Source organism: Streptomyces sp. NPDC048389, assembly GCF_040706335.1.
Lineage (GTDB): Bacteria > Actinomycetota > Actinomycetes > Streptomycetales > Streptomycetaceae > Streptomyces.
The window spans coordinates 162,846-184,694 of the sequence record NZ_JBEZKP010000005.1; the positions used below are offsets into that span (position 1 = coordinate 162,846).

Annotated in this window: 34 protein-coding genes; 32 read left to right on the forward strand and 2 right to left on the reverse strand. The window is 67.7% G+C overall.

The features are described from left to right. Positions 1-189 precede the first annotated feature (189 nt). The 21 genes from rpsJ (at position 190) to rplO (ending at position 9,871) form a co-directional block, all read left to right on the forward strand. The gene (gene rpsJ / locus AB0903_RS06150) at positions 190-498 is read left to right on the forward strand and encodes a 30S ribosomal protein S10 (protein WP_003948644.1); all 309 of its coding nucleotides are present in this window, start codon (positions 190-192) and stop codon (positions 496-498) included. 14 nt (positions 499-512) lie between these two features. After that, entirely contained in the window at positions 513-1,157 is a 645-nt protein-coding gene (gene rplC / locus AB0903_RS06155; protein WP_356898595.1) for a 50S ribosomal protein L3, read from the forward strand. 5 nt (positions 1,158-1,162) lie between these two features. Beyond that, positions 1,163-1,816: a 50S ribosomal protein L4 gene (gene rplD / locus AB0903_RS06160; RefSeq protein ID WP_366699472.1), complete on the forward strand. Its 654-nt coding sequence runs from the start codon at positions 1,163-1,165 to the stop codon at positions 1,814-1,816. Then, positions 1,816-2,139, forward strand: a complete 324-nt coding sequence (gene rplW, locus AB0903_RS06165) for a 50S ribosomal protein L23 (protein ID WP_366699474.1) — start codon at positions 1,816-1,818, stop codon at positions 2,137-2,139. The genes rplD and rplW overlap by 1 nt, the downstream gene beginning before the upstream one ends. 39 nt (positions 2,140-2,178) lie before the next feature. Beyond that, positions 2,179-3,015 (forward strand): 50S ribosomal protein L2, encoded by an 837-nt coding sequence (rplB, locus tag AB0903_RS06170; RefSeq protein WP_366699476.1) that lies wholly within the window; start codon positions 2,179-2,181, stop codon positions 3,013-3,015. 12 nt (positions 3,016-3,027) lie between these two features. Next, positions 3,028-3,309 (forward strand): 30S ribosomal protein S19, encoded by a 282-nt coding sequence (gene rpsS / locus AB0903_RS06175; protein ID WP_264246576.1) that lies wholly within the window; start codon positions 3,028-3,030, stop codon positions 3,307-3,309. 42 nt (positions 3,310-3,351) lie between these two features. Next, complete coding sequence (gene rplV / locus AB0903_RS06180) at positions 3,352-3,699, forward strand: 50S ribosomal protein L22 (RefSeq protein WP_004571827.1); 348 nt, start codon at positions 3,352-3,354, stop codon at positions 3,697-3,699. Then, positions 3,699-4,541 (forward strand): 30S ribosomal protein S3, encoded by an 843-nt coding sequence (rpsC, locus tag AB0903_RS06185; protein ID WP_366699478.1) that lies wholly within the window; start codon positions 3,699-3,701, stop codon positions 4,539-4,541. Before rplV ends, rpsC begins: the two co-directional genes overlap by 1 nt. A gap of 5 nt (positions 4,542-4,546) precedes the next feature. Beyond that, entirely contained in the window at positions 4,547-4,966 is a 420-nt protein-coding gene (rplP, locus tag AB0903_RS06190) for a 50S ribosomal protein L16 (protein WP_005313579.1), read from the forward strand. Then, entirely contained in the window at positions 4,966-5,190 is a 225-nt protein-coding gene (gene rpmC, locus AB0903_RS06195) for a 50S ribosomal protein L29 (RefSeq protein WP_142214203.1), read from the forward strand. Before rplP ends, rpmC begins: the two co-directional genes overlap by 1 nt. Then, entirely contained in the window at positions 5,190-5,474 is a 285-nt protein-coding gene (gene rpsQ / locus AB0903_RS06200) for a 30S ribosomal protein S17 (RefSeq protein WP_005313575.1), read from the forward strand. Before rpmC ends, rpsQ begins: the two co-directional genes overlap by 1 nt. A 108-nt stretch (positions 5,475-5,582) precedes the next feature. Then, on the forward strand, positions 5,583-5,951 hold the full coding sequence (rplN, locus tag AB0903_RS06205) for a 50S ribosomal protein L14 (protein WP_023539336.1): 369 nt from the start codon (positions 5,583-5,585) through the stop codon (positions 5,949-5,951). A gap of 2 nt (positions 5,952-5,953) precedes the next feature. Then, positions 5,954-6,277 carry a 50S ribosomal protein L24 gene (gene rplX / locus AB0903_RS06210; RefSeq protein WP_366699481.1) on the forward strand — a complete coding sequence of 108 codons (324 nt, stop codon included), beginning with the start codon at positions 5,954-5,956 and terminating at the stop codon, positions 6,275-6,277. Further along, positions 6,277-6,834 carry a 50S ribosomal protein L5 gene (gene rplE, locus AB0903_RS06215; protein ID WP_366699483.1) on the forward strand — a complete coding sequence of 186 codons (558 nt, stop codon included), beginning with the start codon at positions 6,277-6,279 and terminating at the stop codon, positions 6,832-6,834. Before rplX ends, rplE begins: the two co-directional genes overlap by 1 nt. A 5-nt stretch (positions 6,835-6,839) precedes the next feature. Next, on the forward strand, positions 6,840-7,025 hold the full coding sequence (locus AB0903_RS06220; RefSeq protein WP_003956452.1) for a type Z 30S ribosomal protein S14: 186 nt from the start codon (positions 6,840-6,842) through the stop codon (positions 7,023-7,025). A gap of 208 nt (positions 7,026-7,233) precedes the next feature. Next, positions 7,234-7,632 (forward strand): 30S ribosomal protein S8, encoded by a 399-nt coding sequence (rpsH, locus tag AB0903_RS06225; protein ID WP_005313538.1) that lies wholly within the window; start codon positions 7,234-7,236, stop codon positions 7,630-7,632. 21 nt (positions 7,633-7,653) lie between these two features. Next, entirely contained in the window at positions 7,654-8,193 is a 540-nt protein-coding gene (rplF, locus tag AB0903_RS06230) for a 50S ribosomal protein L6 (protein WP_005313535.1), read from the forward strand. Positions 8,194-8,196: 3 nt separating this feature from the next. Further along, positions 8,197-8,580, forward strand: coding sequence for a 50S ribosomal protein L18 (rplR, locus tag AB0903_RS06235; protein ID WP_366699485.1), 384 nt, complete (start codon positions 8,197-8,199; stop codon positions 8,578-8,580). 46 nt (positions 8,581-8,626) lie between these two features. Continuing rightward, positions 8,627-9,232 (forward strand): 30S ribosomal protein S5, encoded by a 606-nt coding sequence (rpsE, locus tag AB0903_RS06240; protein WP_366699487.1) that lies wholly within the window; start codon positions 8,627-8,629, stop codon positions 9,230-9,232. Further along, entirely contained in the window at positions 9,232-9,414 is a 183-nt protein-coding gene (rpmD, locus tag AB0903_RS06245; RefSeq protein WP_053682614.1) for a 50S ribosomal protein L30, read from the forward strand. The genes rpsE and rpmD overlap by 1 nt, the downstream gene beginning before the upstream one ends. A 1-nt stretch (position 9,415) precedes the next feature. Beyond that, positions 9,416-9,871, forward strand: a complete 456-nt coding sequence (gene rplO, locus AB0903_RS06250) for a 50S ribosomal protein L15 (protein WP_264246569.1) — start codon at positions 9,416-9,418, stop codon at positions 9,869-9,871. Between the two features lie 170 nt (positions 9,872-10,041). On the opposite strand, the gene AB0903_RS06255 is transcribed toward rplO, so the two are convergent. Continuing rightward, on the reverse strand, positions 10,042-10,482 hold the full coding sequence (locus AB0903_RS06255; protein WP_366699490.1) for a hypothetical protein: 441 nt from the start codon (positions 10,480-10,482) through the stop codon (positions 10,042-10,044). Between the two features lie 928 nt (positions 10,483-11,410). Between AB0903_RS06255 and secY the strand changes: the two genes are divergently transcribed. From secY to truA, 10 genes are all read left to right on the forward strand, one after another. Continuing rightward, positions 11,411-12,727, forward strand: a complete 1,317-nt coding sequence (gene secY / locus AB0903_RS06260) for a preprotein translocase subunit SecY (protein ID WP_366699494.1) — start codon at positions 11,411-11,413, stop codon at positions 12,725-12,727. Then, entirely contained in the window at positions 12,727-13,386 is a 660-nt protein-coding gene (locus tag AB0903_RS06265; RefSeq protein ID WP_366699496.1) for an adenylate kinase, read from the forward strand. Before secY ends, AB0903_RS06265 begins: the two co-directional genes overlap by 1 nt. A gap of 113 nt (positions 13,387-13,499) precedes the next feature. Continuing rightward, positions 13,500-14,336 carry a type I methionyl aminopeptidase gene (gene map / locus AB0903_RS06270; RefSeq protein WP_366699498.1) on the forward strand — a complete coding sequence of 279 codons (837 nt, stop codon included), beginning with the start codon at positions 13,500-13,502 and terminating at the stop codon, positions 14,334-14,336. A 150-nt stretch (positions 14,337-14,486) separates the two neighbouring features. Next, complete coding sequence (infA, locus tag AB0903_RS06275) at positions 14,487-14,708, forward strand: translation initiation factor IF-1 (protein WP_003956442.1); 222 nt, start codon at positions 14,487-14,489, stop codon at positions 14,706-14,708. A gap of 55 nt (positions 14,709-14,763) precedes the next feature. Next, positions 14,764-14,877, forward strand: coding sequence for a 50S ribosomal protein L36 (rpmJ, locus tag AB0903_RS06280; protein ID WP_003956441.1), 114 nt, complete (start codon positions 14,764-14,766; stop codon positions 14,875-14,877). Between the two features lie 196 nt (positions 14,878-15,073). Next, positions 15,074-15,454: a 30S ribosomal protein S13 gene (gene rpsM / locus AB0903_RS06285; protein WP_366699500.1), complete on the forward strand. Its 381-nt coding sequence runs from the start codon at positions 15,074-15,076 to the stop codon at positions 15,452-15,454. Positions 15,455-15,518: 64 nt separating this feature from the next. Next, positions 15,519-15,923 (forward strand): 30S ribosomal protein S11, encoded by a 405-nt coding sequence (gene rpsK, locus AB0903_RS06290; RefSeq protein WP_003948617.1) that lies wholly within the window; start codon positions 15,519-15,521, stop codon positions 15,921-15,923. A gap of 123 nt (positions 15,924-16,046) precedes the next feature. Beyond that, entirely contained in the window at positions 16,047-17,069 is a 1,023-nt protein-coding gene (locus AB0903_RS06295) for a DNA-directed RNA polymerase subunit alpha (protein ID WP_003956430.1), read from the forward strand. Between the two features lie 107 nt (positions 17,070-17,176). Beyond that, positions 17,177-17,713, forward strand: a complete 537-nt coding sequence (gene rplQ / locus AB0903_RS06300) for a 50S ribosomal protein L17 (protein WP_366699502.1) — start codon at positions 17,177-17,179, stop codon at positions 17,711-17,713. Positions 17,714-17,793: 80 nt separating this feature from the next. After that, the gene (gene truA / locus AB0903_RS06305) at positions 17,794-18,678 is read left to right on the forward strand and encodes a tRNA pseudouridine(38-40) synthase TruA (RefSeq protein ID WP_366699504.1); all 885 of its coding nucleotides are present in this window, start codon (positions 17,794-17,796) and stop codon (positions 18,676-18,678) included. Here truA and AB0903_RS06310 read toward each other — a convergent pair. Continuing rightward, positions 18,649-19,632 (reverse strand): hypothetical protein, encoded by a 984-nt coding sequence (locus tag AB0903_RS06310; protein ID WP_366699506.1) that lies wholly within the window; start codon positions 19,630-19,632, stop codon positions 18,649-18,651. The genes truA and AB0903_RS06310 overlap by 30 nt on opposite strands. A gap of 56 nt (positions 19,633-19,688) precedes the next feature. Between AB0903_RS06310 and AB0903_RS06315 the strand changes: the two genes are divergently transcribed. Next, positions 19,689-21,308 (forward strand): ATP-binding cassette domain-containing protein, encoded by a 1,620-nt coding sequence (locus AB0903_RS06315; protein ID WP_366699508.1) that lies wholly within the window; start codon positions 19,689-19,691, stop codon positions 21,306-21,308. The last annotated feature ends 541 nt before the right edge of the window (positions 21,309-21,849 follow it).

The following is a 21,849-nucleotide window of genomic DNA, read 5'->3' on the forward strand; positions in this document are numbered from 1 at the left end:
TGCCGGCCAGGCACTCGGCGGGAGCTCTTCCCTCGATACGCGGCCGTAGGCCGCACCCCCTTGGTTGGGAAATCCTTCGGGAGATCTGCGTAGAGGGAGTGCGACACGCCCGACCGCGTGGGTCGGAGAAGAGAGCAGGACCCTCCGGGTTCCAGAGCGTTTCACTAGACAAAGGACTACTGAGTAGCCATGGCGGGACAGAAGATCCGCATCCGGCTCAAGGCCTACGACCACGAGGTCATCGACTCCTCGGCGAAGAAGATCGTCGAGACGGTGACCCGCACTGGTGCGTCGGTCGCGGGCCCGGTGCCGCTGCCCACTGAGAAGAACGTGTACTGCGTCATCAAGTCGCCGCACAAGTACAAGGACTCGCGCGAGCACTTCGAGATGCGCACGCACAAGCGCCTGATCGACATCCTCGACCCGACGCCCAAGACCGTTGACTCGCTGATGCGCCTGGACCTTCCGGCCGGCGTCGACATCGAGATCAAGCTCTGAGAGGCGCGGAAGAGATGGCTAAGCAGATCAAGGGCGTCCTGGGCGAGAAGCTCGGCATGACCCAGGTCTGGGACGACAACAACCGCGTCGTCCCGGTGACCGTAGTCAAGGCCGGGCCCTGCGTCGTCACCCAGGTCCGCACGAACGACATCGACGGCTACGAGTCGGTCCAGATCGCCTTCGGCGAGATCGACCCTCGCAAGGTGAACAAGCCCCTCAAGGGCCACTTCGCCAAGGCCGACGTGACCCCCCGCCGCCACCTGGTGGAGCTCCGCACCCCTGACGCCAGCGAGTACACGCTGGGCCAGGAGATCACTGCCGAGGTGTTCGAGTCCGGCGTCAAGGTCGACGTCACGGGCAAGAGCAAGGGCAAGGGCTTCGCCGGTGTCATGAAGCGTCACAACTTCAAGGGCCTCGGCGCCGGTCACGGCACCCAGCGCAAGCACCGCTCTCCCGGCTCCATCGGTGGCTGTGCCACCCCGGGCCGTGTGTTCAAGGGCCTCCGCATGGCGGGCCGTATGGGCAACGAGCGGGTCACCACCCAGAACCTGACCGTTCACGCCGTTGACGCGGAGAAGGGCCTGCTCCTCATCAAGGGCGCAGTACCCGGTCCGAACGGCGGCCTGGTCCTGGTCCGCACTGCGGCCAAGGGGGCCTGAGGACTATGAGCACCATTGACATTCTGTCGCCCGCAGGCGACAAGTCCGGGACCGTTGAGCTCCCGGCCGAGATCTTCGACGCCAAGGTCAGCATCCCGCTGATCCACCAGGTCGTCGTCGCGCAGCTGGCCGCTGCCCGTCAGGGCACGCACAAGGTCAAGACGCGTGGCGAGGTCCGCGGTGGTGGCAAGAAGCCTTACCGCCAGAAGGGCACCGGCCGCGCCCGTCAGGGTTCGACCCGTGCGCCTCAGTTCGCCGGCGGTGGCGTCGTCCACGGCCCCGTGCCGCGTGACTACTCGCAGCGGACCCCGAAGAAGATGAAGGCCGCCGCCCTGCGCGGTGCCCTCACCGACCGGGCCCGCCACTCCCGCATCCACGTCGTCTCCGGCGTGGTCGAGGGCGAGGTCTCCACCAAGGCGGCGAAGACGCTGTTCGGCAAGATCAGTGAGCGCAAGAACCTGCTCCTGGTCGTCGACCGCGCCGACGAAGCCGCGTGGCTGTCCGCCCGCAACCTGCCCCAGGTGCACATCCTGGAGCCGGGCCAGCTGAACACGTACGACGTGCTCGTCTCCGACGACGTGGTCTTCACCCAGGCCGCCTTCGAGACCTTCGTGTCCGGCCCCAAGGCCGCCAACGACACTGAAGGGAGCGAGGTCTGATGTCCGAGGCCACGATCACCAGCAAGACCTTCACGGACCCGCGCGACGTTCTCGTCAAGCCCGTGGTCTCCGAGAAGAGCTACGCCCTGCTCGACGAGAACAAGTACACGTTCATCGTCGCGCCCGGCTCCAACAAGACCCAGATCAAGCAGGCCGTCGAGGCGGTCTTCTCGGTCAAGGTCACCGGGGTCAACACGATCAACCGTCAGGGCAAGCGCAAGCGCACCCGCACCGGTTTCGGCAAGCGCGCCAACACCAAGCGCGCCATCGTGACCCTTGCCGAGGGCGACCGTATCGACATCTTCGGCGGCCCGGCCTCCTGACGGAGGTCGAGTCGTCCGATATCGGACGAGGACTGAGAAATGGGTATCCGCAAGTACAAGCCGACGACTCCGGGCCGTCGTGGCTCCAGCGTCGCCGACTTCGTCGAGATCACGCGGTCCACGCCGGAGAAGTCGCTGGTCCGCCCTCTGCACAGCAAGGGCGGCCGTAACAACACCGGTCGTGTGACCGTCCGACACCAGGGCGGTGGCCACAAGCGCGCCTACCGCGTGATCGACTTCCGTCGTCACGACAAGGACGGCGTGCCGGCGAAGGTCGCTCACATCGAGTACGACCCCAACCGCACCGCGCGCATCGCGCTCCTGCACTACGCGGACGGCGAGAAGCGCTACATCATCGCCCCGCGTGGCCTGAGCCAGGGCGACCGGGTCGAGAACGGCCCCGGCGCCGACATCAAGCCCGGCAACAACCTGGCGCTGCGCAACATCCCGGTCGGTACGACCATCCACGCCATCGAGCTGCGGCCCGGCGGCGGCGCGAAGTTCGCCCGTTCCGCGGGTGCCTCCGTGCAGCTGCTGGCGAAGGAGGGCCGGATGGCCCACCTGCGTATGCCGTCCGGCGAGATTCGCCTGGTCGACATCCGCTGCCGCGCCACGGTCGGCGAGGTCGGCAACGCCGAGCAGTCGAACATCAACTGGGGCAAGGCCGGCCGTCTGCGCTGGAAGGGCGTCCGCCCGACCGTCCGCGGTGTCGCGATGAACCCGGTTGACCACCCGCACGGTGGTGGTGAGGGCAAGACCTCCGGTGGTCGCCACCCGGTCTCCCCGTGGGGTCAGAAGGAGGGTCGTACTCGCTCTCCCAAGAAGGCGAGCAGCAAGTACATCGTCCGCCGCCGCAAGACGAACAAGAAGCGCTAGGAGCGGGTTTAGATGCCGCGCAGTCTCAAGAAGGGGCCCTTCGTCGACGACCACCTGATCAAGAAGGTGGACACGCAGAACGAAGCAGGCACCAAGAACGTCATCAAGACCTGGTCCCGTCGCTCGATGATCGTCCCGGCCATGCTGGGCCACACGATCGCGGTGCACAACGGCAAGACCCATGTCCCGGTGTTCGTCACCGAGTCCATGGTCGGCCACAAGCTCGGCGAGTTCTCGCCGACTCGCACCTTCCGCGGCCACGTCAAGGACGACCGGAAGTCGAAGCGCCGCTAACGCGGGGTGGAACGACTCATGACTTACACCGAAGGGACAACCATGGAAGCCAGGGCCCAGGCGCGGTACATCCGCGTCACGCCCATGAAGGCCCGCCGAGTGGTGGACCTCATCCGTGGCATGGATGCCACGGAGGCTCAGGCGGTCCTGCGTTTCGCCCCGCAGGCCGCGAGCGTGCCGGTCGGCAAGGTGCTGGACAGCGCCATTGCCAACGCCGCGCACAACTACGACCACACCGACGCCTCTTCGCTGGTCATCAGCGAGGCGTACGTGGACGAGGGTCCGACCCTGAAGCGGTTCCGTCCGCGTGCTCAGGGCCGTGCCTACCGGATCCGTAAGCGGACCAGCCACATCACCGTGGTCGTCAGCAGCAAGGAAGGAACCCGGTAATGGGCCAGAAGGTAAACCCGCACGGGTTCCGGCTCGGTATCACCACGGACTTCAAGTCCCGCTGGTACGCCGACAAGCTGTACAAGGACTACGTCAAGGAAGACGTTGCCATTCGTCGCATGATGACGAAGGGCATGGAGCGTGCCGGTATCTCGAAGGTTGAGATCGAGCGCACCCGCGACCGCGTCCGCGTCGACATCCACACCGCCCGCCCGGGCATCGTCATCGGTCGCCGTGGCGCCGAGGCCGACCGCATCCGTGGCGAGCTGGAGAAGCTGACCGGCAAGCAGGTCCAGCTGAACATCCTCGAGGTCAAGAACCCCGAGGTGGACGCTCAGCTGGTGGCCCAGGCCGTCGCCGAGCAGCTGTCCTCCCGCGTCTCCTTCCGTCGTGCCATGCGTAAGAGCATGCAGAGCTCGATGAAGGCCGGCGCCAAGGGCATCAAGATCCAGTGTGGCGGTCGCCTCGGCGGTGCCGAGATGTCCCGCTCGGAGTTCTACCGCGAGGGCCGTGTGCCCCTGCACACGCTCCGCGCGAACGTCGACTACGGCTTCTTCGAAGCCAAGACGACCTTCGGCCGTATCGGTGTGAAGGTCTGGATCTACAAGGGCGACGTCAAGAACATCGCCGAGGTCCGCGCCGAGAACGCCGCTGCCCGTGCCGGCAACCGCCCGGCCCGTGGTGGCGCTGACCGCCCGGCCGGCCGTGGTGGCCGCGGTGGCGGCGAGCGTGGCGGTCGCGGTCGCAAGCCGCAGCAGTCTGCGCCGGCAGCCGAGGCCCCCAAGGCCGACGCTTCCGCCGCTGCCGCTCCGGCTGCTGAGAGCACCGGAACGGAGGCCTGACCGAAATGCTGATCCCCCGTAGGGTCAAGCACCGCAAGCAGCACCACCCGAAGCGCCGCGGTATGGCCAAGGGTGGTACGACGGTTGCGTTCGGCGAGTACGGCATCCAGGCCATGACTCCGGCGTACGTGACCAACCGCCAGATCGAGGCGGCTCGTATCGCGATGACCCGCCACATCAAGCGTGGCGGCAAGGTCTGGATCAACATCTACCCGGACCGCCCGCTGACCAAGAAGCCCGCCGAGACCCGCATGGGTTCCGGTAAGGGTTCCCCCGAGTGGTGGGTCGCGAACGTGCACCCGGGCCGGGTCATGTTCGAGCTGTCCTACCCGAACGAGAAGATTGCACGTGAGGCTCTGACTCGCGCGGCCCACAAGCTGCCGATGAAGTGCCGGATCGTCAAGCGCGAGGCAGGTGAAGCGTGATGTCGACCGGTACCAAGGCATCCGAGCTGCGTGAGCTGGGCAACGAGGAGCTTGTTGCCAAGCTCCGCGAGGCCAAGGAAGAGCTGTTCAACCTCCGCTTCCAGGCGGCGACCGGTCAGCTCGAGAACCACGGCCGGCTGAAGGCCGTCCGCAAGGACATCGCCCGGATCTACACCCTGATGCGTGAGCGCGAGCTGGGCATCGAGACGGTGGAGAGCGCCTGATGAGCGAGAGCAACGTGACTGAAGACAAGACCGCCCGCGGTTTCCGCAAGACCCGTGAGGGTCTGGTCGTCAGCGACAAGATGGACAAGACCGTCGTCGTCGCCGTCGAGGACCGTGTGAAGCACGCGCTGTACGGCAAGGTCATCCGCCGTACCAACAAGCTCAAGGCGCACGACGAGCAGAACGCTGCCGGCGTCGGCGACCGCGTCCTCATCATGGAGACGCGTCCGCTGTCGGCGACCAAGCGCTGGCGCATCGTCGAGATCCTCGAGAAGGCCAAGTAATTGCTTGAAGGGGTAACCCTTCGAGTTCGTTCCGCCAGGCTCGGTGGGGGCCTGCCCTTCTAAGAGGGCAGCCCCCGCCGGGAACCGGCAGACAATCAGGAGATAGACGTGATCCAGCAGGAGTCGCGACTGCGCGTCGCCGACAACACTGGTGCCAAGGAGATCCTTTGCATCCGTGTTCTCGGTGGCTCCGGTCGCCGCTACGCGGGCATCGGTGACGTCATTGTCGCCACCGTCAAGGACGCGATCCCCGGTGGCAACGTGAAGAAGGGTGACGTCATCAAGGCGGTCATCGTTCGCACCGTCAAGGAGCGTCGTCGTCAGGACGGCTCGTACATCCGCTTCGACGAGAACGCCGCCGTCATTCTGAAGAACGACGGCGACCCTCGCGGCACCCGTATCTTCGGCCCGGTGGGTCGTGAGCTGCGCGAGAAGAAGTTCATGAAGATCATCTCGCTCGCGCCGGAGGTGCTGTAAGCATGAAGATCAAGAAGGGCGACCTGGTACAGGTCATCACCGGCAAGGACAAGGGCAAGCAGGGCAAGGTCATTCAGTCCTTCCCCCGCGAGGACCGCGTCCTGGTCGAGGGTGTCAACCGGGTCAAGAAGCACACCAAGGCCGGCCAGACCGCTCGTGGTTCGCAGACCGGTGGCATCGTCACCACTGAGGCCCCCATCCACGTGAGCAATGTTCAGCTCGTCGTGGAGAAGGACGGCAAGAAGGTCGTGACCCGCGTCGGTTACCGCTTCGACGACGAAGGCAACAAGATCCGCGTTGCCAAGCGGACGGGTGAGGACATCTGATGGCTACCACCACCACTCCGCGTCTGAAGACGAAGTACCGCGAGGAGATCGTGGGCAAGCTGCGTGAGGAGTTCTCCTACGAGAACGTCATGCAGGTCCCGGGCCTCGTCAAGATCGTGGTCAACATGGGTGTGGGCGACGCCGCCCGCGACTCCAAGCTGATCGACGGCGCGATTCGCGACCTCACCACGATCACCGGTCAGAAGCCGGCCGTGACCAAGGCCCGCAAGTCCATCGCGCAGTTCAAGCTGCGTGAGGGCCAGCCGATCGGTGCCCACGTCACGCTCCGTGGCGACCGCATGTGGGAGTTCCTGGACCGCACCCTGTCGCTCGCGCTGCCGCGCATCCGCGACTTCCGCGGCCTGTCCCCCAAGCAGTTCGACGGCCGTGGCAACTACACCTTCGGTCTCACGGAGCAGGTCATGTTCCACGAGATCGACCAGGACAAGATCGACCGCGTCCGGGGTATGGACATCACCGTGGTCACCACGGCGACCAACGACGCTGAGGGCCGCGCGCTCCTTCGTCACCTCGGCTTCCCGTTCAAGGAGGCGTAAGCGAGATGGCGAAGAAGGCTCTCATTGCCAAGGCTGCTCGTAAGCCCAAGTTCGGTGTGCGTGCGTACACCCGCTGCCAGCGCTGCGGCCGTCCGCACTCCGTCTACCGCAAGTTCGGCCTCTGCCGCGTGTGCCTTCGTGAGATGGCTCACCGTGGCGAGCTGCCGGGCGTGACCAAGAGCTCCTGGTAATCCCTTAATCGGGAAAACCGGAGTCTCTCGGTAAGCAGAGGGTTGGCAGGGGCCCTTCTCTCCATGGCTTAGGCTGGGAGGGTTGGGCGTCTGCCGCCCGTACGACTTACTACGCCGTAGGTCCCCGTGCCGCACCCGTCCCGCCTCTGTGCGGGGAGAGGGATGGCGCATACAGGAAACCCCGGCGAGAGAGGCCGAAGGCCAATTCATGACCATGACTGATCCGATCGCAGACATGCTGACGCGTCTGCGTAACGCGAACTCGGCGTACCACGACTCCGTGGTGATGCCGCACAGCAAGATCAAGTCGCACATCGCCGAGATTCTCCAGCAGGAGGGTTTCATCACCGGCTGGAAGGTCGAGGACGCCGAAGTCGGCAAGAACCTCGTCCTGGAGCTGAAGTTCGGCCCGAACCGTGAGCGTTCGATCGCTGGCATCAAGCGCATCTCCAAGCCGGGTCTGCGCGTTTACGCGAAGTCCACCAACCTGCCGAAGGTTCTCGGCGGCCTGGGCGTGGCGATCATCTCCACGTCCCACGGTCTCCTGACCGGCCAGCAGGCACAGAAGAAGGGCGTGGGTGGGGAAGTCCTCGCCTACGTCTGGTAGTCGGGAACGGAGGAATAGCTCATGTCGCGAATCGGCAAGCTCCCCATCCAGGTTCCCGCCGGTGTGGACGTCACCATCGATGGCCGCACGGTCGCGGTGAAGGGTCCCAAGGGCTCCCTCACGCACACCGTCGCCGCGCCGATCGAGATTGTTAAGGGCGAGGAGGGCGTGCTCAACGTCACCCGTCCCAACGACGAGCGTCAGAACAAGGCCCTGCACGGCCTGTCCCGCACGCTGGTGGCGAACATGATCACCGGTGTGACCCAGGGATACACGAAGGCGCTCGAGATCAGCGGTGTCGGTTACCGCGTGGCCGCGAAGGGCTCCAACCTGGAGTTCCAGCTCGGCTACAGCCACCCGATCCTGGTGGAGGCGCCCGAGGGCATCTCCTTCAAGGTCGAGTCGCCGACCAAGTTCTCGGTCGAGGGCATCGACAAGCAGAAGGTCGGCGAGGTCGCCGCTAACATCCGCAAGCTGCGCAAGCCCGACCCGTACAAGGCCAAGGGCGTCAAGTACGCGGGCGAGGTCATCCGCCGCAAGGTCGGAAAGGCGGGTAAGTAAGCAATGGCATACGGCACGAAGATCGCTAAGGGCGACGCCTACAAGCGCGCCGCGAAGCAGCGCCGTCACGTCCGCATCCGCAAGAACGTGTCGGGTACGGCGGAGCGTCCGCGCCTCGTCGTGACGCGTTCCAACCGCAACATCGTTGCTCAGGTCATCGACGACCTCAAGGGTCACACCCTTGCGTCGGCGTCGACCCTGGACACTTCGATCCGCGGTGGCGAGGGTGACAAGTCCGCGCAGGCCAAGCAGGTCGGCGCCCTGGTCGCCGAGCGCGCCAAGGCCGCAGGCGTCGAGACTGTCGTGTTCGACCGTGGTGGCAACAGGTACGCCGGGCGCATTGCCGCTCTGGCTGACGCCGCCCGCGAGGCCGGGCTGAAGTTCTGAGCCCCGGTTCCGGGACTAACGGACGTAACAGAGAGAGGTAATTCCAATGGCTGGACCCCAGCGCCGCGGAAGCGGTGCCGGTGGCGGCGAGCGGCGGGACCGGAAGGGTCGCGACGGTGGCGCAGCTGCCACCGAGAAGACCGCGTACGTTGAGCGCGTTGTCGCGATCAACCGCGTCGCCAAGGTTGTCAAGGGTGGTCGTCGCTTCAGCTTCACCGCGCTCGTCGTGGTGGGTGACGGTGACGGCACGGTAGGCGTCGGTTACGGCAAGGCCAAGGAGGTGCCGGCCGCCATCGCCAAGGGTGTTGAGGAGGCCAAGAAGAACTTCTTCAAGGTCCCCCGTATCCAGGGCACGATCCCTCACCCGATCCAGGGTGAGAAGGCTGCCGGCGTCGTCCTGCTCAAGCCGGCTTCCCCCGGTACCGGTGTTATCGCCGGTGGCCCGGTGCGTGCCGTGCTCGAGTGCGCGGGCGTGCACGACATCCTGTCGAAGTCGCTCGGCTCGGACAACGCGATCAACATCGTGCACGCGACCGTGGCGGCCCTCAAGGGCCTGCAGCGTCCCGAGGAGATCGCGGCTCGCCGTGGTCTGCCCCTCGAGGACGTCGCCCCCGCGGCTCTGCTGCGTGCGCGTGCGGGAGCGGGTGCGTAATGGCTCGCCTCAAGATCACGCAGACGAAGTCGTACATCGGCAGCAAGCAGAACCACCGTGACACCCTGCGTTCGCTCGGGCTCAAGCGCCTGAACGACGTGGTCGTCAAGGAGGACCGCCCCGAGTTCCGCGGAATGGTGCAGACCGTCCGCCACCTCGTGACGGTCGAGGAGGTCGACTGACATGGCGGAGAACAACCCGCTGAAGGTCCACAACCTCCGTCCCGCCCCGGGCGCCAAGACCGCCAAGACCCGTGTCGGTCGTGGTGAGGCGTCGAAGGGTAAGACGGCAGGTCGTGGCACCAAGGGCACCAAGGCCCGCTACCAGGTTCCGGAGCGCTTCGAGGGTGGGCAGATGCCCCTCCACATGCGTCTCCCGAAGCTCAAGGGCTTCAAGAACCCGTTCCGCACCGAGTACCAGGTCGTGAACCTGGACAAGCTCGCGGCCCTCTACCCCGAGGGTGGCGAGGTCACCGTTGCCGACCTGGTCGACAAGGGTGCCGTGCGCAAGAACAGCCTCGTCAAGGTCCTCGGCCAGGGCGAGATCTCCGTGGCGCTGCAGGTGACGGTCGACGCCGTCTCCGGCTCCGCCAAGGAGAAGATCGCCGCCGCCGGCGGCACCGTCACCGAGCTCGTCTGAGCCCGGTTCGACAGCACTGAGCCCGGCCGGTTCCCCTCGGGGAGCCGGCCGGGCTTTTTGCGTGCATGGCGGCCGTCGGGCCGCGGTCGTGGCGGGCCCCCGGGACCTGAGGGATGCCTGGAGCGCGCTTCCGACCTCGCGCTTGGCCGGTGGCCGGCTCACGTACCTCTTCACCGTGGTCCCCTTGATGCCCGGGGAGCCGCGATGCGGCGGTTGCTCATCCCGTCGGGCAGGGGGTCGAGACCCTGCCGTTCCCGCGGGTGCCGGCTGAGGGAACTCGTGCGGTACTCGATCGGCTCCTCCGCCATGTCGCGGGAGCCGTGCGTGCATCCCGCGAGGGCGTCGGACAGGGCGCGGTCGCAGTCCTCCGGCGGAGCCGTGCCGGGCAGGAATCCGTGGAAACCGGCCGGGACGCTGGACGGCGTGATGCGTGTACGGGCCGGATGGCCGACGGACATGAAGCGGACGGCGCGGTTCCCCACCCGCGGCCGGACGACGGTGGTCGGGTCGCCGTCGGGTGAGTCGGCCGCGCCGAGCAGGACGAGGTCCGGGAAGGCGCGGTCGACCGCCCCGCCCAGGCCGCTGAAGGCGCAGGTGCTGATCGCCTTCACGTACGAGAACTCCTCGGCGATCCGGATGATGCCGAGCGCGCGGGTCGGGTGCCGTCGACGACGAGGACAAGGGCCTGCGCATGGTGTGGCGTGCTCGTTCCCCCACTTCCCGATCGCTGCCGAGGGCGGGCGTCGTTCCTCCGGCCCGCCGCCGGGTGATCAAGGCGTAGCAGCGCCGGTTGCACATGCACAGTCAACTGAGCAGCCTGACGTTCCGGTTCAGGACGCCCGGTGGAGGGCCTGCAAGTCGGCTGCCCGCTCGCCACCGCGGGAGAGCGGAGCACCGGCTGATCCGGGTGCCGCTGATCGCGGAGCTGATCGCGCCGGCCGGTCGCTTGATCTGGACGATCCGGCCGGACAGGGGCCGCCGAGGTCGGTGCACGTCCTACGCATTCCCGTGGCGTCTCCCGCCGGCTCCGCGCCACCGGCGGGTGCTCGCCGTGTTCTCCTTCCGCGGCGGGTGCACCGCGAGGTGGCGGCCTGCGGCGCGGCGGACTCCGGCGGTCCGGAGGTCCTGCGGTCCCGGCCGTGGCGGTGATGGCGCCCGTCGGCGGGGCGACGCCCACGACGGTGAGTGCCCTCTTCGCGGGTGGTCCGCCGGAATGACGGTCGTTGCGACGAGCGGTTCCGGCCGGTGGGTCCGGAACTGATCGAACAGTCGTATGGGGGCGGCATGCCGTGTCATCACGGCTCCTGGCCGGGACGGGTCCCCGACCGAAGTCGGATGTCCGACACCGGGAGGGCCACCGGTGACCGGGACGGGGTTGACGGGCCCGGCGACGTTTCACGCTCGCCGTGGGGCCGGGTATGGTAGCCGCTGTTAGAGTCCCGGCAGTCTGCGCTCGTGGCGCGGGCTGCCGTGTTCGGTATCTACTCACTTACCAAACCGTTACCTCTCGCGCGCAACGCGGGGGTCGCAGGAGGCACCGTGCTCACCGCGTTCGCCCGGGCGTTCAAGACGCCCGACCTGCGCAAGAAACTGCTCTTCACCCTCGCCATGATCGCGGTGTACCGGCTCGGCGCTGCCGTTCCGATTCCTGGTGTCGACTACCAGAACGTACAGATCTGTGTCGATCAGACCGCGAAGGGCAACAACCTCCTCGGTCTGGCCAATCTGTTCAGTGGCGGCGCCCTGCTGCAGATTACGGTGTTCGCGCTCGGCATCATGCCGTACATCACCGCGAGCATCATCCTGCAGCTGCTGACGGTGGTCATCCCCCGGCTGGAAGCCCTGAAGAAGGAAGGGCAGTCGGGAACGGCGAAGATCACGCAGTACACGCGCTACCTCACGGTCGCCCTCGCGGTGCTGCAGGGCACCGGCCTGGTCGCCACGGCCCGGAGCGGTGCGCTGTTCACGGGCTGCCCGGTCGCCAGTGGGATCGTCCCCGACAAGTCGATCTTCGTGATCGTCACCATGGTGATCACGATGACGGCGGGCACGGCGGCGGTCATGTGGCTCGGTGAGCTGATCACGGACCGCGGCATCGGCAACGGCATGTCCATCCTGATGTTCGTCTCGATCGCGGCCGGATTCCCGGGCGCCCTGTGGGCCATCAAGCAGCAGGGCAAGCTCGCCGGCGGCTGGATCGAGTTCGCCGTGGTCATGCTGGTCGGGTTCGTGATGGTCGGCCTGGTCGTCTTCGTGGAGCAGGCACAGCGCAGAATTCCGGTCCAGTACGCGAAGCGGATGATCGGTCGCAGGTCCTACGGCGGCACGTCGACCTACATTCCACTGAAGGTCAACCAGGCGGGTGTCATCCCTGTGATCTTCGCCTCGTCGCTGCTCTACATCCCGATGCTCGTGGTCCAATTCAGTGCGGGCGGAAGCACTTCCGCCTGGGGTACATGGATCCAGCAGTACTTCATCGACGGCAAGCCCCTCTATGTCGCCACGTACTTCCTGTTGATCGTGTTCTTCGCCTTCTTCTATGTGGCGATCTCGTTCAACTCCGAAGAAGTCGCCGACAATATGAAGAAGTATGGTGGCTTCATCCCGGGTATCCGGGCCGGTCGACCTACTGCCGAGTACCTCAGTTACGTGCTCAACAGGATCACGTGGCCGGGCTCGCTGTATCTGGGCCTGATCGCTCTTGTCCCGACGATGGCGTTGGCGGGCTTCGGCGCGAACCAGAACTTCCCGTTCGGCGGGACGAGCATCCTCATCATCGTGGGTGTGGGTCTGGAGACCGTGAAGCAGATCGAGAGCCAGCTCCAGCAGCGCAATTACGAAGGGTTCCTCCGCTGATGCGAATCGTCCTCGTCGGACCGCCCGGTGCCGGCAAGGGAACGCAGGCCGCGTTCCTCGCCAAGAACCTGTCGATCCCGCACATCTCCACGGGCGACCTCTTCCGCGCCAACATCTCTCAGGGTACGGAGCTGGGGAAGCAGGCCAAGGCGTACATGGACGCCGGCAACCTGGTCCCGGACGAGGTGACCATCGGGATGGCCAAGGACCGCATGTCCCAGCCGGACGCGGTGAACGGCTTCCTGCTGGACGGTTTCCCGCGGAACGTGGGGCAGGCCGAGGCACTGGACGGGATGCTCTCCGGCGAGGGCGTCAAGCTGGACGCGGTTCTCGACCTGGAGGTCCCCGAGGACGAGGTCGTCAAGCGGATCGCGGGCCGGCGCGTGTGCCGCAACAACAGCGCGCACGTCTTCCACGCGACGTACACCCCGCCCAAGACCGAGGGCGTCTGCGACGAGTGCGGCGGCGAGCTGTACCAGCGCGACGACGACTCCGAGGAGACGGTGCGCAAGCGGCTCGAGGTCTACCACACGCAGACCGAGCCGATCATCGACTACTACCGGGCCCAGAACCTGGTGGTCACCATCTCCGCGCTCGGCAAGGTCAACGATGTGACCGACCGTGCCATGGAGGCGCTGAAGGTGGACAAGGCCGCCTAGCCCCGAGCTTCGTCCGCACAAGTCTGTGAGTTACGGCCGCGGTGTCCTTCGGACGCCGCGGCCGTATCGTTGATTGACCCAGAACCCGTTGTTGAGAAAGGCGCGAGCCGCACATGGTGCAGATCAAGACCCCCGAGCAGATCGCGAAGATGCGCGAGGCGGGACTGGTCGTCGCCGCCATCCACGAGGCGACCCGCAAGGCCGCGGTGCCCGGCGCCACGACCAAGGACCTCGACGAGGTCGCCCGCAAGGTGCTCGCCGACCACGGTGCCAAGTCGAACTTCCTCGGCTACGGCGGCTTCCCCGCGACCATCTGTGCCTCCGTCAACGAGGTCGTCGTCCACGGCATCCCGGACGACAAGACCGTCCTCAAGGACGGCGACATCATCTCCATCGACTGCGGCGCGATCATCGACGGCTGGCACGGCGACGCCGCCTACACCGCCTTCGTGGGCACCGGTCACGCTCCGGAGCTCCTCGAGCTCTCCCGGGTGACCGAGGAGTCGATGTGGGCCGGGATCGCCGCCATGAGGAGCGGCAACCGGCTCGTCGACATCTCCCGCGCCATCGAGACCTACATCCGCCGGCAGCCGCGCCCCGCGACCGGCAAGTACGGGATCATCGAGGACTACGGCGGCCACGGCATCGGCACCGAGATGCACATGGACCCGCACCTGCTGAACTACGTCTCGCGCAAGCGCGGTCGCGGCCCGAAGCTGGTGCCCGGTTTCTGCCTCGCGATCGAGCCGATGGTCTCTCTCGGCACGGCGCGCACGGAGGTCCTCGCCGACGACTGGACCGTCGTCACCACCGACGGCACGTGGTCCTCCCACTGGGAGCACTCGGTCGCGCTGACGGAGGAGGGGCCGCTGGTCCTCACGGCCCGCGACGGCGGCAGGGCGAAGCTGGCCGAGCTGGGCGTGACCGCGGCGCCCGATCCGCTGGCCTGAGCAGCGTTCAACGATCTTGTTCGTTGGGCAGACTTGGCGGATTCGTCTTTTCGATGGGCCTGACGTAGACTGATGCGTCGGCTCTCGTGCATCCGTGTGTCCGCACCCGGAACGGGAGTCGATCAAGGTAGCCGATTCGAAGGGCGAAGCGTGGCCAAGAAGCAAGGTGCCATCGAAATCGAGGGCACCGTGATCGAGTCTCTCCCGAACGCCATGTTCAAGGTGGAGCTCCAGAACGGTCACAAAGTCCTCGCGCACATCTCCGGCAAGATGCGGATGCACTACATCCGTATCCTCCCGGACGACCGGGTCGTCGTGGAGCTCTCTCCGTACGACCTGACGCGTGGCCGGATCGTCTACCGGTACAAGTAGATCTTGTCGACCCCTTCGCGGGGTGTCGGCACTGACCCGGAGAACCTCACATCCCATGAAGGTCAAGCCGAGCGTCAAGAAGATCTGCGACAAGTGCAAGGTGATCCGCCGTCACGGCCGGGTCATGGTCATCTGCGACAACCTGCGCCACAAGCAGCGCCAGGGCTGACGCACGACCACCTGCACTCGCAGTTCATCGCGCGACGCACGTAAGCACGTACATACGCAGAGCCCGCCTGACCGTCATGGTCGGCGACACCTCCGGTGGAGGCCGGGGACCTGGTCCGTACCTCCCTCTCCTGTTCAAGGGGCGGCGGCCACGGAACGGCTCTGCGGAAGACCTCCGACTACATCAGGAGCCATGAATGGCACGCCTTGAAGGCGTTGACCTCCCGCGCGACAAGCGTATTGAGGTCGCCCTTACCTACGTTTTCGGCATCGGGCGCACCCGGTCCCAGGAGACCCTCGCCGCCACCGGTGTCGACCCGAACGTCCGCGTTCGTGACCTGGCCGAAGAGGATCTGATCAAGATCCGCGAGTACGTGGACGCCAACTTCCAGACGGAAGGCGACCTCCGTCGCGACGTCCAGGCCAACATCCGCCGCAAGGTCGAGATCGGCTGCTACCAGGGTCTGCGTCACCGCCGCGGCCTGCCGGTCCACGGCCAGCGCACCAGCACGAACGCCCGTACCCGCAAGGGCCCGCGTCGCGCCATCGCCGGTAAGAAGAAGCCGGGCAAGAAGTAGTCCACAGCGGACGACTGTCCACGGTCTTCGCTGTAGGACCGACCACCTCCCGTAGGAGTTATAGATGCCCCCCAAGGGTCGTCAGGGCGCTGCCAAGAAGGTGCGCCGCAAGGAAAAGAAGAACGTCGCTCACGGCCACGCGCACATCAAGAGCACGTTCAACAACACGATCGTGTCCATCACGGACCCGACCGGCAACGTGATCTCCTGGGCCTCCGCCGGCCACGTCGGCTTCAAGGGCTCGCGCAAGTCCACCCCCTTCGCCGCGCAGATGGCCGCCGAGTCGGCCGCCCGCCGCGCGCAGGAGCACGGCATGCGCAAGGTCGACGTCTTCGTCAAGGGTCCCGGCTCCGGCCGTGAGACCGCGATCCGCTCCCTCCAGGCCACCGGCCTCGAGGTCGGCTCGATCCAGGACGTCACCCCCACGCCGCACAACGGCTGCCGTCCCCCCAAGCGCCGCCGCGTCTGACGCACGGCTGCTTGTCTGCTTGACCAGGTGTTCCGGGCGGTACGACCCGAAAGGGGCGTACCGCCCGTACCCTGTATCAGAGGACGTCAAATAGCGGGCGTCCACGACTGAAGGAAACACACCATGCTTATCGCTCAGCGCCCCTCGCTGACCGAAGAGGTCGTCGACGAGTACCGCTCGCGGTTCGTCATCGAGCCCCTGGAGCCGGGCTTCGGCTACACGCTCGGCAACTCCCTCCGCCGTACGCTTCTCTCCTCGATCCCGGGTGCGGCCGTCACGTCCATCCGCATCGACGGTGTCCTGCACGAGTTCACCACCGTGCCGGGCGTCAAGGAGGACGTCACCGACCTCATCCTCAACATCAAGCAGCTCGTCGTCTCCTCGGAGCACGACGAGCCCGTCGTGATGTACCTGCGCAAGCAGGGCCCCGGCCTGGTGACCGCCGCGGACATCGCCCCGCCGGCCGGTGTCGAGGTGCACAACCCCGACCTGGTGCTCGCCACGCTCAACGGCAAGGGCAAGCTCGAGATGGAGCTGACCGTCGAGCGCGGTCGCGGCTACGTCTCCGCCGTGCAGAACAAGCAGGTGGGCCAGGAGATCGGCCGCATCCCGGTCGACTCCATCTACTCCCCGGTCCTCAAGGTCACCTACAAGGTCGAGGCGACCCGAGTCGAGCAGCGCACCGACTTCGACAAGCTGATCGTCGACGTCGAGACCAAGCAGGCCATGCGCCCGCGTGACGCCATGGCGTCCGCCGGCAAGACCCTGGTCGAGCTGTTCGGTCTGGCCCGCGAGCTCAACATCGACGCCGAGGGCATCGACATGGGCCCGTCCCCGACGGACGCCGCCCTCGCCGCCGACCTGGCGCTGCCGATCGAGGAGCTCGAACTCACCGTTCGTTCGTACAACTGCCTCAAGCGTGAGGGCATCCACTCCGTGGGTGAGCTCGTGGCGCGCTCCGAGGCCGACCTGCTCGACATCCGCAACTTCGGTGCGAAGTCGATCGACGAGGTCAAGGCGAAGCTGGCCGGCATGGGCCTGGCGCTCAAGGACAGCCCGCCCGGATTCGACCCGACCGCCGCCGCCGACGCCTTCGGCGCCGACGACGACGCGGACGCGGGCTTCGTCGAGACCGAGCAGTACTGAGAAGGCTTGCGGGGGGCGTCGTCCCCCCGCACACCCTCCGGCGACCGCCAGGAGGGCACTGACACCGGTACCTGACACGGCCGGTGCAGATCACAAGGAGAAACCCCATGCCGCGTCCCACCAAGGGAGCCCGTTTCGGTGGCAGCGCCGCTCACGAGAAGCTGCTTCTCGCGAACCTGGCGAAGTCGCTGTTCGAGCACGGCCGCATCACCACGACCGAGGCCAAGGCCCGCCGCCTGCGTCCGGTCGCCGAGCGCCTGATCACCAAGGCGAAGAAGGGCGACATCCACAACCGTCGCCTGGTGCTGCAGACGATCACGGACAAGGGCATCGTGCACACGCTCTTCACCGAGATCGCTCCGCGTTACGCCGAGCGTCCGGGTGGCTACACCCGTATCACCAAGATCGGCAACCGTCGTGGCGACAACGCCCCGATGGCCGTGATCGAGCTCGTCGAGGGCGAGATCGCGAAGAAGGCGACCGTGGCCGAGGCCGAGGCCGCCACCAAGCGCGCGGTCAAGGAAGACGCCCTCAAGAAGGACGAGGCTGTCGAGGCCAAGTCCGACGAGGCTGCCGAGGCTCCGGCCGAGGAAGCCGCCGAGCCCGCCGCGGAAGCGGCTGGTGACGGCGAGAAGAACGCCTGAGCCTGATCCCAGGTTCGTCGAGCGGGCCCGTTCCCTGTCGGGGGCGGGCCCGTTTCTCGTGAGTGGAGAGGATGGGTCGCGTGAGCGACGAGGTGGAGCCCGGGCACGTCCGGGTGCGGCTGGATCTTTCGTACGACGGCAAGGACTTCTCCGGCTGGGCCAAGCAGGCCGGCGGCCGGCGGACCGTCCAGGGCGAGATCGAGGACGCGCTGCGCACGGTGACGCGCTCGCGGGCGACGTACGAACTGACCGTCGCAGGGCGTACGGACGCCGGGGTGCACGCACGCGGGCAGGTGGCGCACGTGGACCTGCCGGAGGAGGTCTGGGCCGAGCACCGCGACAAGCTGCTGAAGCGGCTCGCCGGGCGGCTCTCGCGCGATGTGCGGATCTGGAGGGCGGCCGAGGCACCCGAGGGGTTCAACGCGCGCTTCTCCGCGATCTGGCGGCGGTACGCGTACCGGGTGACCGACGCCCCCGGGGGCGTGGACCCGCTGCTCCGCGGTCATGTGCTGTGGCACGACCGGCCGTTGGACGTGGCGGCGATGAACGAGGCCGCGGCCGGCCTGGTCGGGGAGCACGACTTCGCCGCGTACTGCAAGAAGCGCGACGGGGCGACGACCATCCGCACACTGCAGCAGCTGTCGTGGGAGCGGGACCCGTCGGGCGTCGTCACCGCGACCGTGAAGGCCGACGCCTTCTGCCACAACATGGTGCGTTCGCTCGTCGGCGCCCTGCTGTTCGTGGGCGACGGGCACCGGCCGGCCGAGTGGCCCGCCCAGGTCCTGGCCGCCGGAGTGCGGGACTCGGCCGTGCACGTCGTACGGCCGCACGGGCTGACGCTGGAGGAGGTCGGCTACCCGGCCGACGCGTTGCTGGCCGCCCGCAACAAGGAGGCGCGCAACCGGCGTTCGCTGCCCGCGGCACCGCTCGCGCCGCTAACGGGCGGCTGCGGAGGCTGCGGCTGACGCCTGCGCCTCGCCCCGGCGCACGATCTGACGGAACGTGAACTCGCCGAGGTCGTCGCCCGTTTGGAACGCCTTGGTGTCGCCCTTGGTGACGGACTTGGCCTCGGTGTAGCCGGTGGTCGTGAAGTAGGCGTAGCGGCCGTAGGCGTTGAAGGTGGAGCGGCAGACCGGCCCGCCCTTGCAGAAGGCGGGCACGCCCGCGCCCGGCAGCGGTACGACACTGCCCGACGCCTGCTGGAGCGCCTTCTTCGCCTTCGTCGCGTTCTCGAAGGTGGCCACGGCGACCGTGACGGCGATGCCGTCCTTGCTGTAGGTGGCACGGAAGACCTGCTCGCAGCCGTTGTTCTCCAGCGCGCCGACAAGGGCGCCCTTGACCGCGGACGCGCAGTTGCCGGTGCGGGCCAGGGCGCCCTTGTCGTAGACGCGGTCGCCCATCGTCAGTGCCCTGCCGGGGAAGAGGGTCTCCGCGCTCAGCGGCAGCGTGTCCTTCTTCCGGTCGGATATGAAGTCCTTCGGGTCCGGCGGCGGCAGCGGGGCCACGGACGAGAAGGACGGCTCCGGCGCGGTGCTGTTCCGCGGCAGGTCGGGCGGCGCGGGGAGCTGACTGCTGTTCTTGTCGGCGGCGTTTTCGGCACCGTCGTCGTTGGACGAGACGATGGCGGTCGCCACGGCACCGGCGATCAGCGCGGTCGCCAGCGCGCCGCCGCCGACCATCAGCCAGCGCTTGCGCCGGGTGCGGGCGGCGGACGCCTCGGCGAGCGCGGCCCAGTCGGGCGTGCCGGCGTCACTGTCCGACCGGCTGCCGAACGGGTCGGCGGAGTCCCGGCCGTACGGCGTCTGCCCGTACGGCGTCTGGCCGTGGTCGTACTGGTTCTGTCCGTACTGGCCCTGGTTGTACGGGTTCTGGTCCTGCCGGCCGGAGCCCCACTGAGGCCCCCCCTGCCCAAAGCTCATGCCGCGCATCCTAAACCTGTTGGGCGGGGACGGTTGCTGCCCTCACAATCGGCCCCATGGGACATGTAGAGGCCGGGCATCTCGAGTACTACCTGCCGGACGGCCGTCCGCTCCTCGCGGACGTCTCGTTCCGGGTGGGCGAGGGCGCGGTGGCGGCGCTGGTGGGGGCCAACGGCGCCGGCAAGACCACACTGCTGCGGCTGATCGCGGGGGAGATCCAGCCCCACGGAGGTTCGGTGCAGGTCAGCGGCGGTCTCGGGGTGATGCGGCAGTTCGTCGGCTCGGTGAGGGACGAGCGGACGGTGCGGGATCTGCTGGTCTCGGTGGCCCAGCCCCGGATCAGGGAGGCGGCCGTCGCCGTCGACGCCGCCGAGCACGCGATCATGACCGTGGACGACGAGGCCGCGCAGATGCGGTACGCCCAGGCGCTGAGCGACTGGGCCGAGGCGCGCGGGTACGAGGCGGAGACCCTCTGGGACATGTGCACCATGGCGGCGCTCGGAGTGCCGTACGAGAAGGCGCAGTGGCGTCAGGTGCGGACGCTGTCCGGCGGCGAACAGAAACGGCTGGTGCTGGAGGCGCTGCTGCGCGGCCCCGACGAGGTCCTGCTGCTCGACGAGCCGGACAACTATCTGGACGTGCCGGGCAAGCGCTGGCTCGAGGACCGGCTGAAGGAGACCCGTAAGACGGTCCTGTTCGTCTCCCACGACCGGGAGCTGCTGGCACGGGCCGCGGAGCGGATCGTGGCGGTGGAGCCGGGACCCGCCGGGTCGGACGTGTGGGTGCACGGCGGCGGTTTCGGCACGTTCCACGAGGCGCGGCGGGAGCGGTTCGCGCGCTTCGAGGAGCTCAAGCGCCGCTGGGACGAGGAGCACGCCAGGCTGAAGGCGCTGGTGCTGCGGTTGAGGCAGCAGGCGGCGAACAGCCCGGACATGGCGTCGAGGTACCGGGCGATGCAGACGCGCTTCAGGAAGTTCGAGGAGGCCGGTCCGCCGCCGGAGCCGCCGCGGGAGCAGGACATCAGGATGCGGCTGCGGGGCGGACGGACCGGTGTGCGTGCGCTCACCTGCACCGGGCTGGAGCTCACCGGGCTGATGAAGCCGTTCTCCCTGGAGGTCTTCTACGGAGAGCGCGTGGCCGTGCTGGGGTCCAACGGCTCGGGCAAGTCCCACTTCCTGCGGCTTCTGGCGGGGGAGGAGGTCTCCCACACGGGGGAGTGGAAACTGGGCGCGCGGGTCGTCCCCGGGCACTTCGCCCAGACCCACGCGCACCCCGAGCTGCTGGGCCGCACGCTCGTCGACATTCTGTGGACGGAGCACGCCAAGGACCGGGGCGGGGCGATGTCGGTGCTGCGGCGGTACGAGCTGGAGCGCCAGGGGGACCAGCCGTTCGAGAAGCTGTCGGGCGGGCAGCAGGCCCGCTTCCAGATCCTGCTGCTGGAGCTGGCGGGGACGACGGCGCTGCTGCTCGACGAGCCGACGGACAACCTGGACCTGGAGTCGGCCCAGGCGCTGCAGGAGGGCCTGGAGGCGTACGACGGCACGGTGCTCGCGGTCACGCACGACCGCTGGTTCGCGCGTTCCTTCGACCGCTATCTGGTCTTCGGCTCGGACGGGGTGGTCCGGGAGACGCCGGAGCCGGTGTGGGACGAGCGGCGCGTGGTGCGCGCGCGGTAGCTCTCGCGCGACCCGGCGCCCGGGCCCCGGTTGCGGGGGGCTTCGCCCCGGCCCCCGCGCCGTGAACACCGGCGAGGCCGTGAAGCGGCCCGGCCGGCGTTCGAGGCCACCGCGCGACGCGGTACCGGGCCCCGGGATGGAGCCCCGAACCCGGCCCGGGGAGCGGACCAGGGTCCGACGGCCGTCGAGCCGCCCTTGCGTATCACCTGGCCGAGCGGGTCGCGTTCGAACGAGACGGCGCCGCGGAGTGCGTCGGTACGCGCGGCGAGCCGGCCCGGGGCGGGCACCGGGTTCAGGGCAGGGGCGGGGAGGGGCGCGCACCGCGCAGCGGCCGCTCGCGGACGGCGGCGGGGACCTGTTTTGACCCGCCAGGGCCACGGCGGGTATTCTGCTGGTTCGTTATGCGTATTGGCTTGCTCTATCTCACGTGAGGGGCCCTTACGCCGGTCCACCGGGCCGATGACCAGCGGCAGGTGTACGGGTTGCGTCCCCGTGCGCCTCCAGGGCTGTCGTGATCGTCCGGGTGGCCTTGTCAGGACCA

Bases quoted from the DNA above. Each gene is read 5' to 3' on its own strand.
- rpsJ (WP_003948644.1), top strand. From the start codon at position 190: ATGGCGGGACAGAAGATCCGCATCCGGCTCAAGGCCTACGACCACGAG.
- rplC (WP_356898595.1), top strand. From the start codon at position 513: ATGGCTAAGCAGATCAAGGGCGTCCTGGGCGAGAAGCTCGGCATGACC.
- rplD (WP_366699472.1), top strand. From the start codon at position 1,163: ATGAGCACCATTGACATTCTGTCGCCCGCAGGCGACAAGTCCGGGACC.
- rplW (WP_366699474.1), top strand. From the start codon at position 1,816: ATGTCCGAGGCCACGATCACCAGCAAGACCTTCACGGACCCGCGCGAC.
- rplB (WP_366699476.1), top strand. From the start codon at position 2,179: ATGGGTATCCGCAAGTACAAGCCGACGACTCCGGGCCGTCGTGGCTCC.
- rpsS (WP_264246576.1), top strand. From the start codon at position 3,028: ATGCCGCGCAGTCTCAAGAAGGGGCCCTTCGTCGACGACCACCTGATC.
- rplV (WP_004571827.1), top strand. From the start codon at position 3,352: ATGGAAGCCAGGGCCCAGGCGCGGTACATCCGCGTCACGCCCATGAAG.
- rpsC (WP_366699478.1), top strand. From the start codon at position 3,699: ATGGGCCAGAAGGTAAACCCGCACGGGTTCCGGCTCGGTATCACCACG.
- rplP (WP_005313579.1), top strand. From the start codon at position 4,547: ATGCTGATCCCCCGTAGGGTCAAGCACCGCAAGCAGCACCACCCGAAG.
- rpmC (WP_142214203.1), top strand. From the start codon at position 4,966: ATGTCGACCGGTACCAAGGCATCCGAGCTGCGTGAGCTGGGCAACGAG.
- rpsQ (WP_005313575.1), top strand. From the start codon at position 5,190: ATGAGCGAGAGCAACGTGACTGAAGACAAGACCGCCCGCGGTTTCCGC.
- rplX (WP_366699481.1), top strand. From the start codon at position 5,954: ATGAAGATCAAGAAGGGCGACCTGGTACAGGTCATCACCGGCAAGGAC.
- rplE (WP_366699483.1), top strand. From the start codon at position 6,277: ATGGCTACCACCACCACTCCGCGTCTGAAGACGAAGTACCGCGAGGAG.
- AB0903_RS06220 (WP_003956452.1), top strand. From the start codon at position 6,840: ATGGCGAAGAAGGCTCTCATTGCCAAGGCTGCTCGTAAGCCCAAGTTC.
- rpsH (WP_005313538.1), top strand. From the start codon at position 7,234: ATGACCATGACTGATCCGATCGCAGACATGCTGACGCGTCTGCGTAAC.
- rplF (WP_005313535.1), top strand. From the start codon at position 7,654: ATGTCGCGAATCGGCAAGCTCCCCATCCAGGTTCCCGCCGGTGTGGAC.
- rplR (WP_366699485.1), top strand. From the start codon at position 8,197: ATGGCATACGGCACGAAGATCGCTAAGGGCGACGCCTACAAGCGCGCC.
- rpsE (WP_366699487.1), top strand. From the start codon at position 8,627: ATGGCTGGACCCCAGCGCCGCGGAAGCGGTGCCGGTGGCGGCGAGCGG.
- rpmD (WP_053682614.1), top strand. From the start codon at position 9,232: ATGGCTCGCCTCAAGATCACGCAGACGAAGTCGTACATCGGCAGCAAG.
- rplO (WP_264246569.1), top strand. From the start codon at position 9,416: ATGGCGGAGAACAACCCGCTGAAGGTCCACAACCTCCGTCCCGCCCCG.
- AB0903_RS06265 (WP_366699496.1), top strand. From the start codon at position 12,727: ATGCGAATCGTCCTCGTCGGACCGCCCGGTGCCGGCAAGGGAACGCAG.
- map (WP_366699498.1), top strand. From the start codon at position 13,500: ATGGTGCAGATCAAGACCCCCGAGCAGATCGCGAAGATGCGCGAGGCG.
- rpmJ (WP_003956441.1), top strand. From the start codon at position 14,764: ATGAAGGTCAAGCCGAGCGTCAAGAAGATCTGCGACAAGTGCAAGGTG.
- rpsM (WP_366699500.1), top strand. From the start codon at position 15,074: ATGGCACGCCTTGAAGGCGTTGACCTCCCGCGCGACAAGCGTATTGAG.
- rpsK (WP_003948617.1), top strand. From the start codon at position 15,519: ATGCCCCCCAAGGGTCGTCAGGGCGCTGCCAAGAAGGTGCGCCGCAAG.
- AB0903_RS06295 (WP_003956430.1), top strand. From the start codon at position 16,047: ATGCTTATCGCTCAGCGCCCCTCGCTGACCGAAGAGGTCGTCGACGAG.
- rplQ (WP_366699502.1), top strand. From the start codon at position 17,177: ATGCCGCGTCCCACCAAGGGAGCCCGTTTCGGTGGCAGCGCCGCTCAC.
- AB0903_RS06310 (WP_366699506.1), bottom strand. From the start codon at position 19,632: ATGAGCTTTGGGCAGGGGGGGCCTCAGTGGGGCTCCGGCCGGCAGGAC.
- AB0903_RS06315 (WP_366699508.1), top strand. From the start codon at position 19,689: ATGGGACATGTAGAGGCCGGGCATCTCGAGTACTACCTGCCGGACGGC.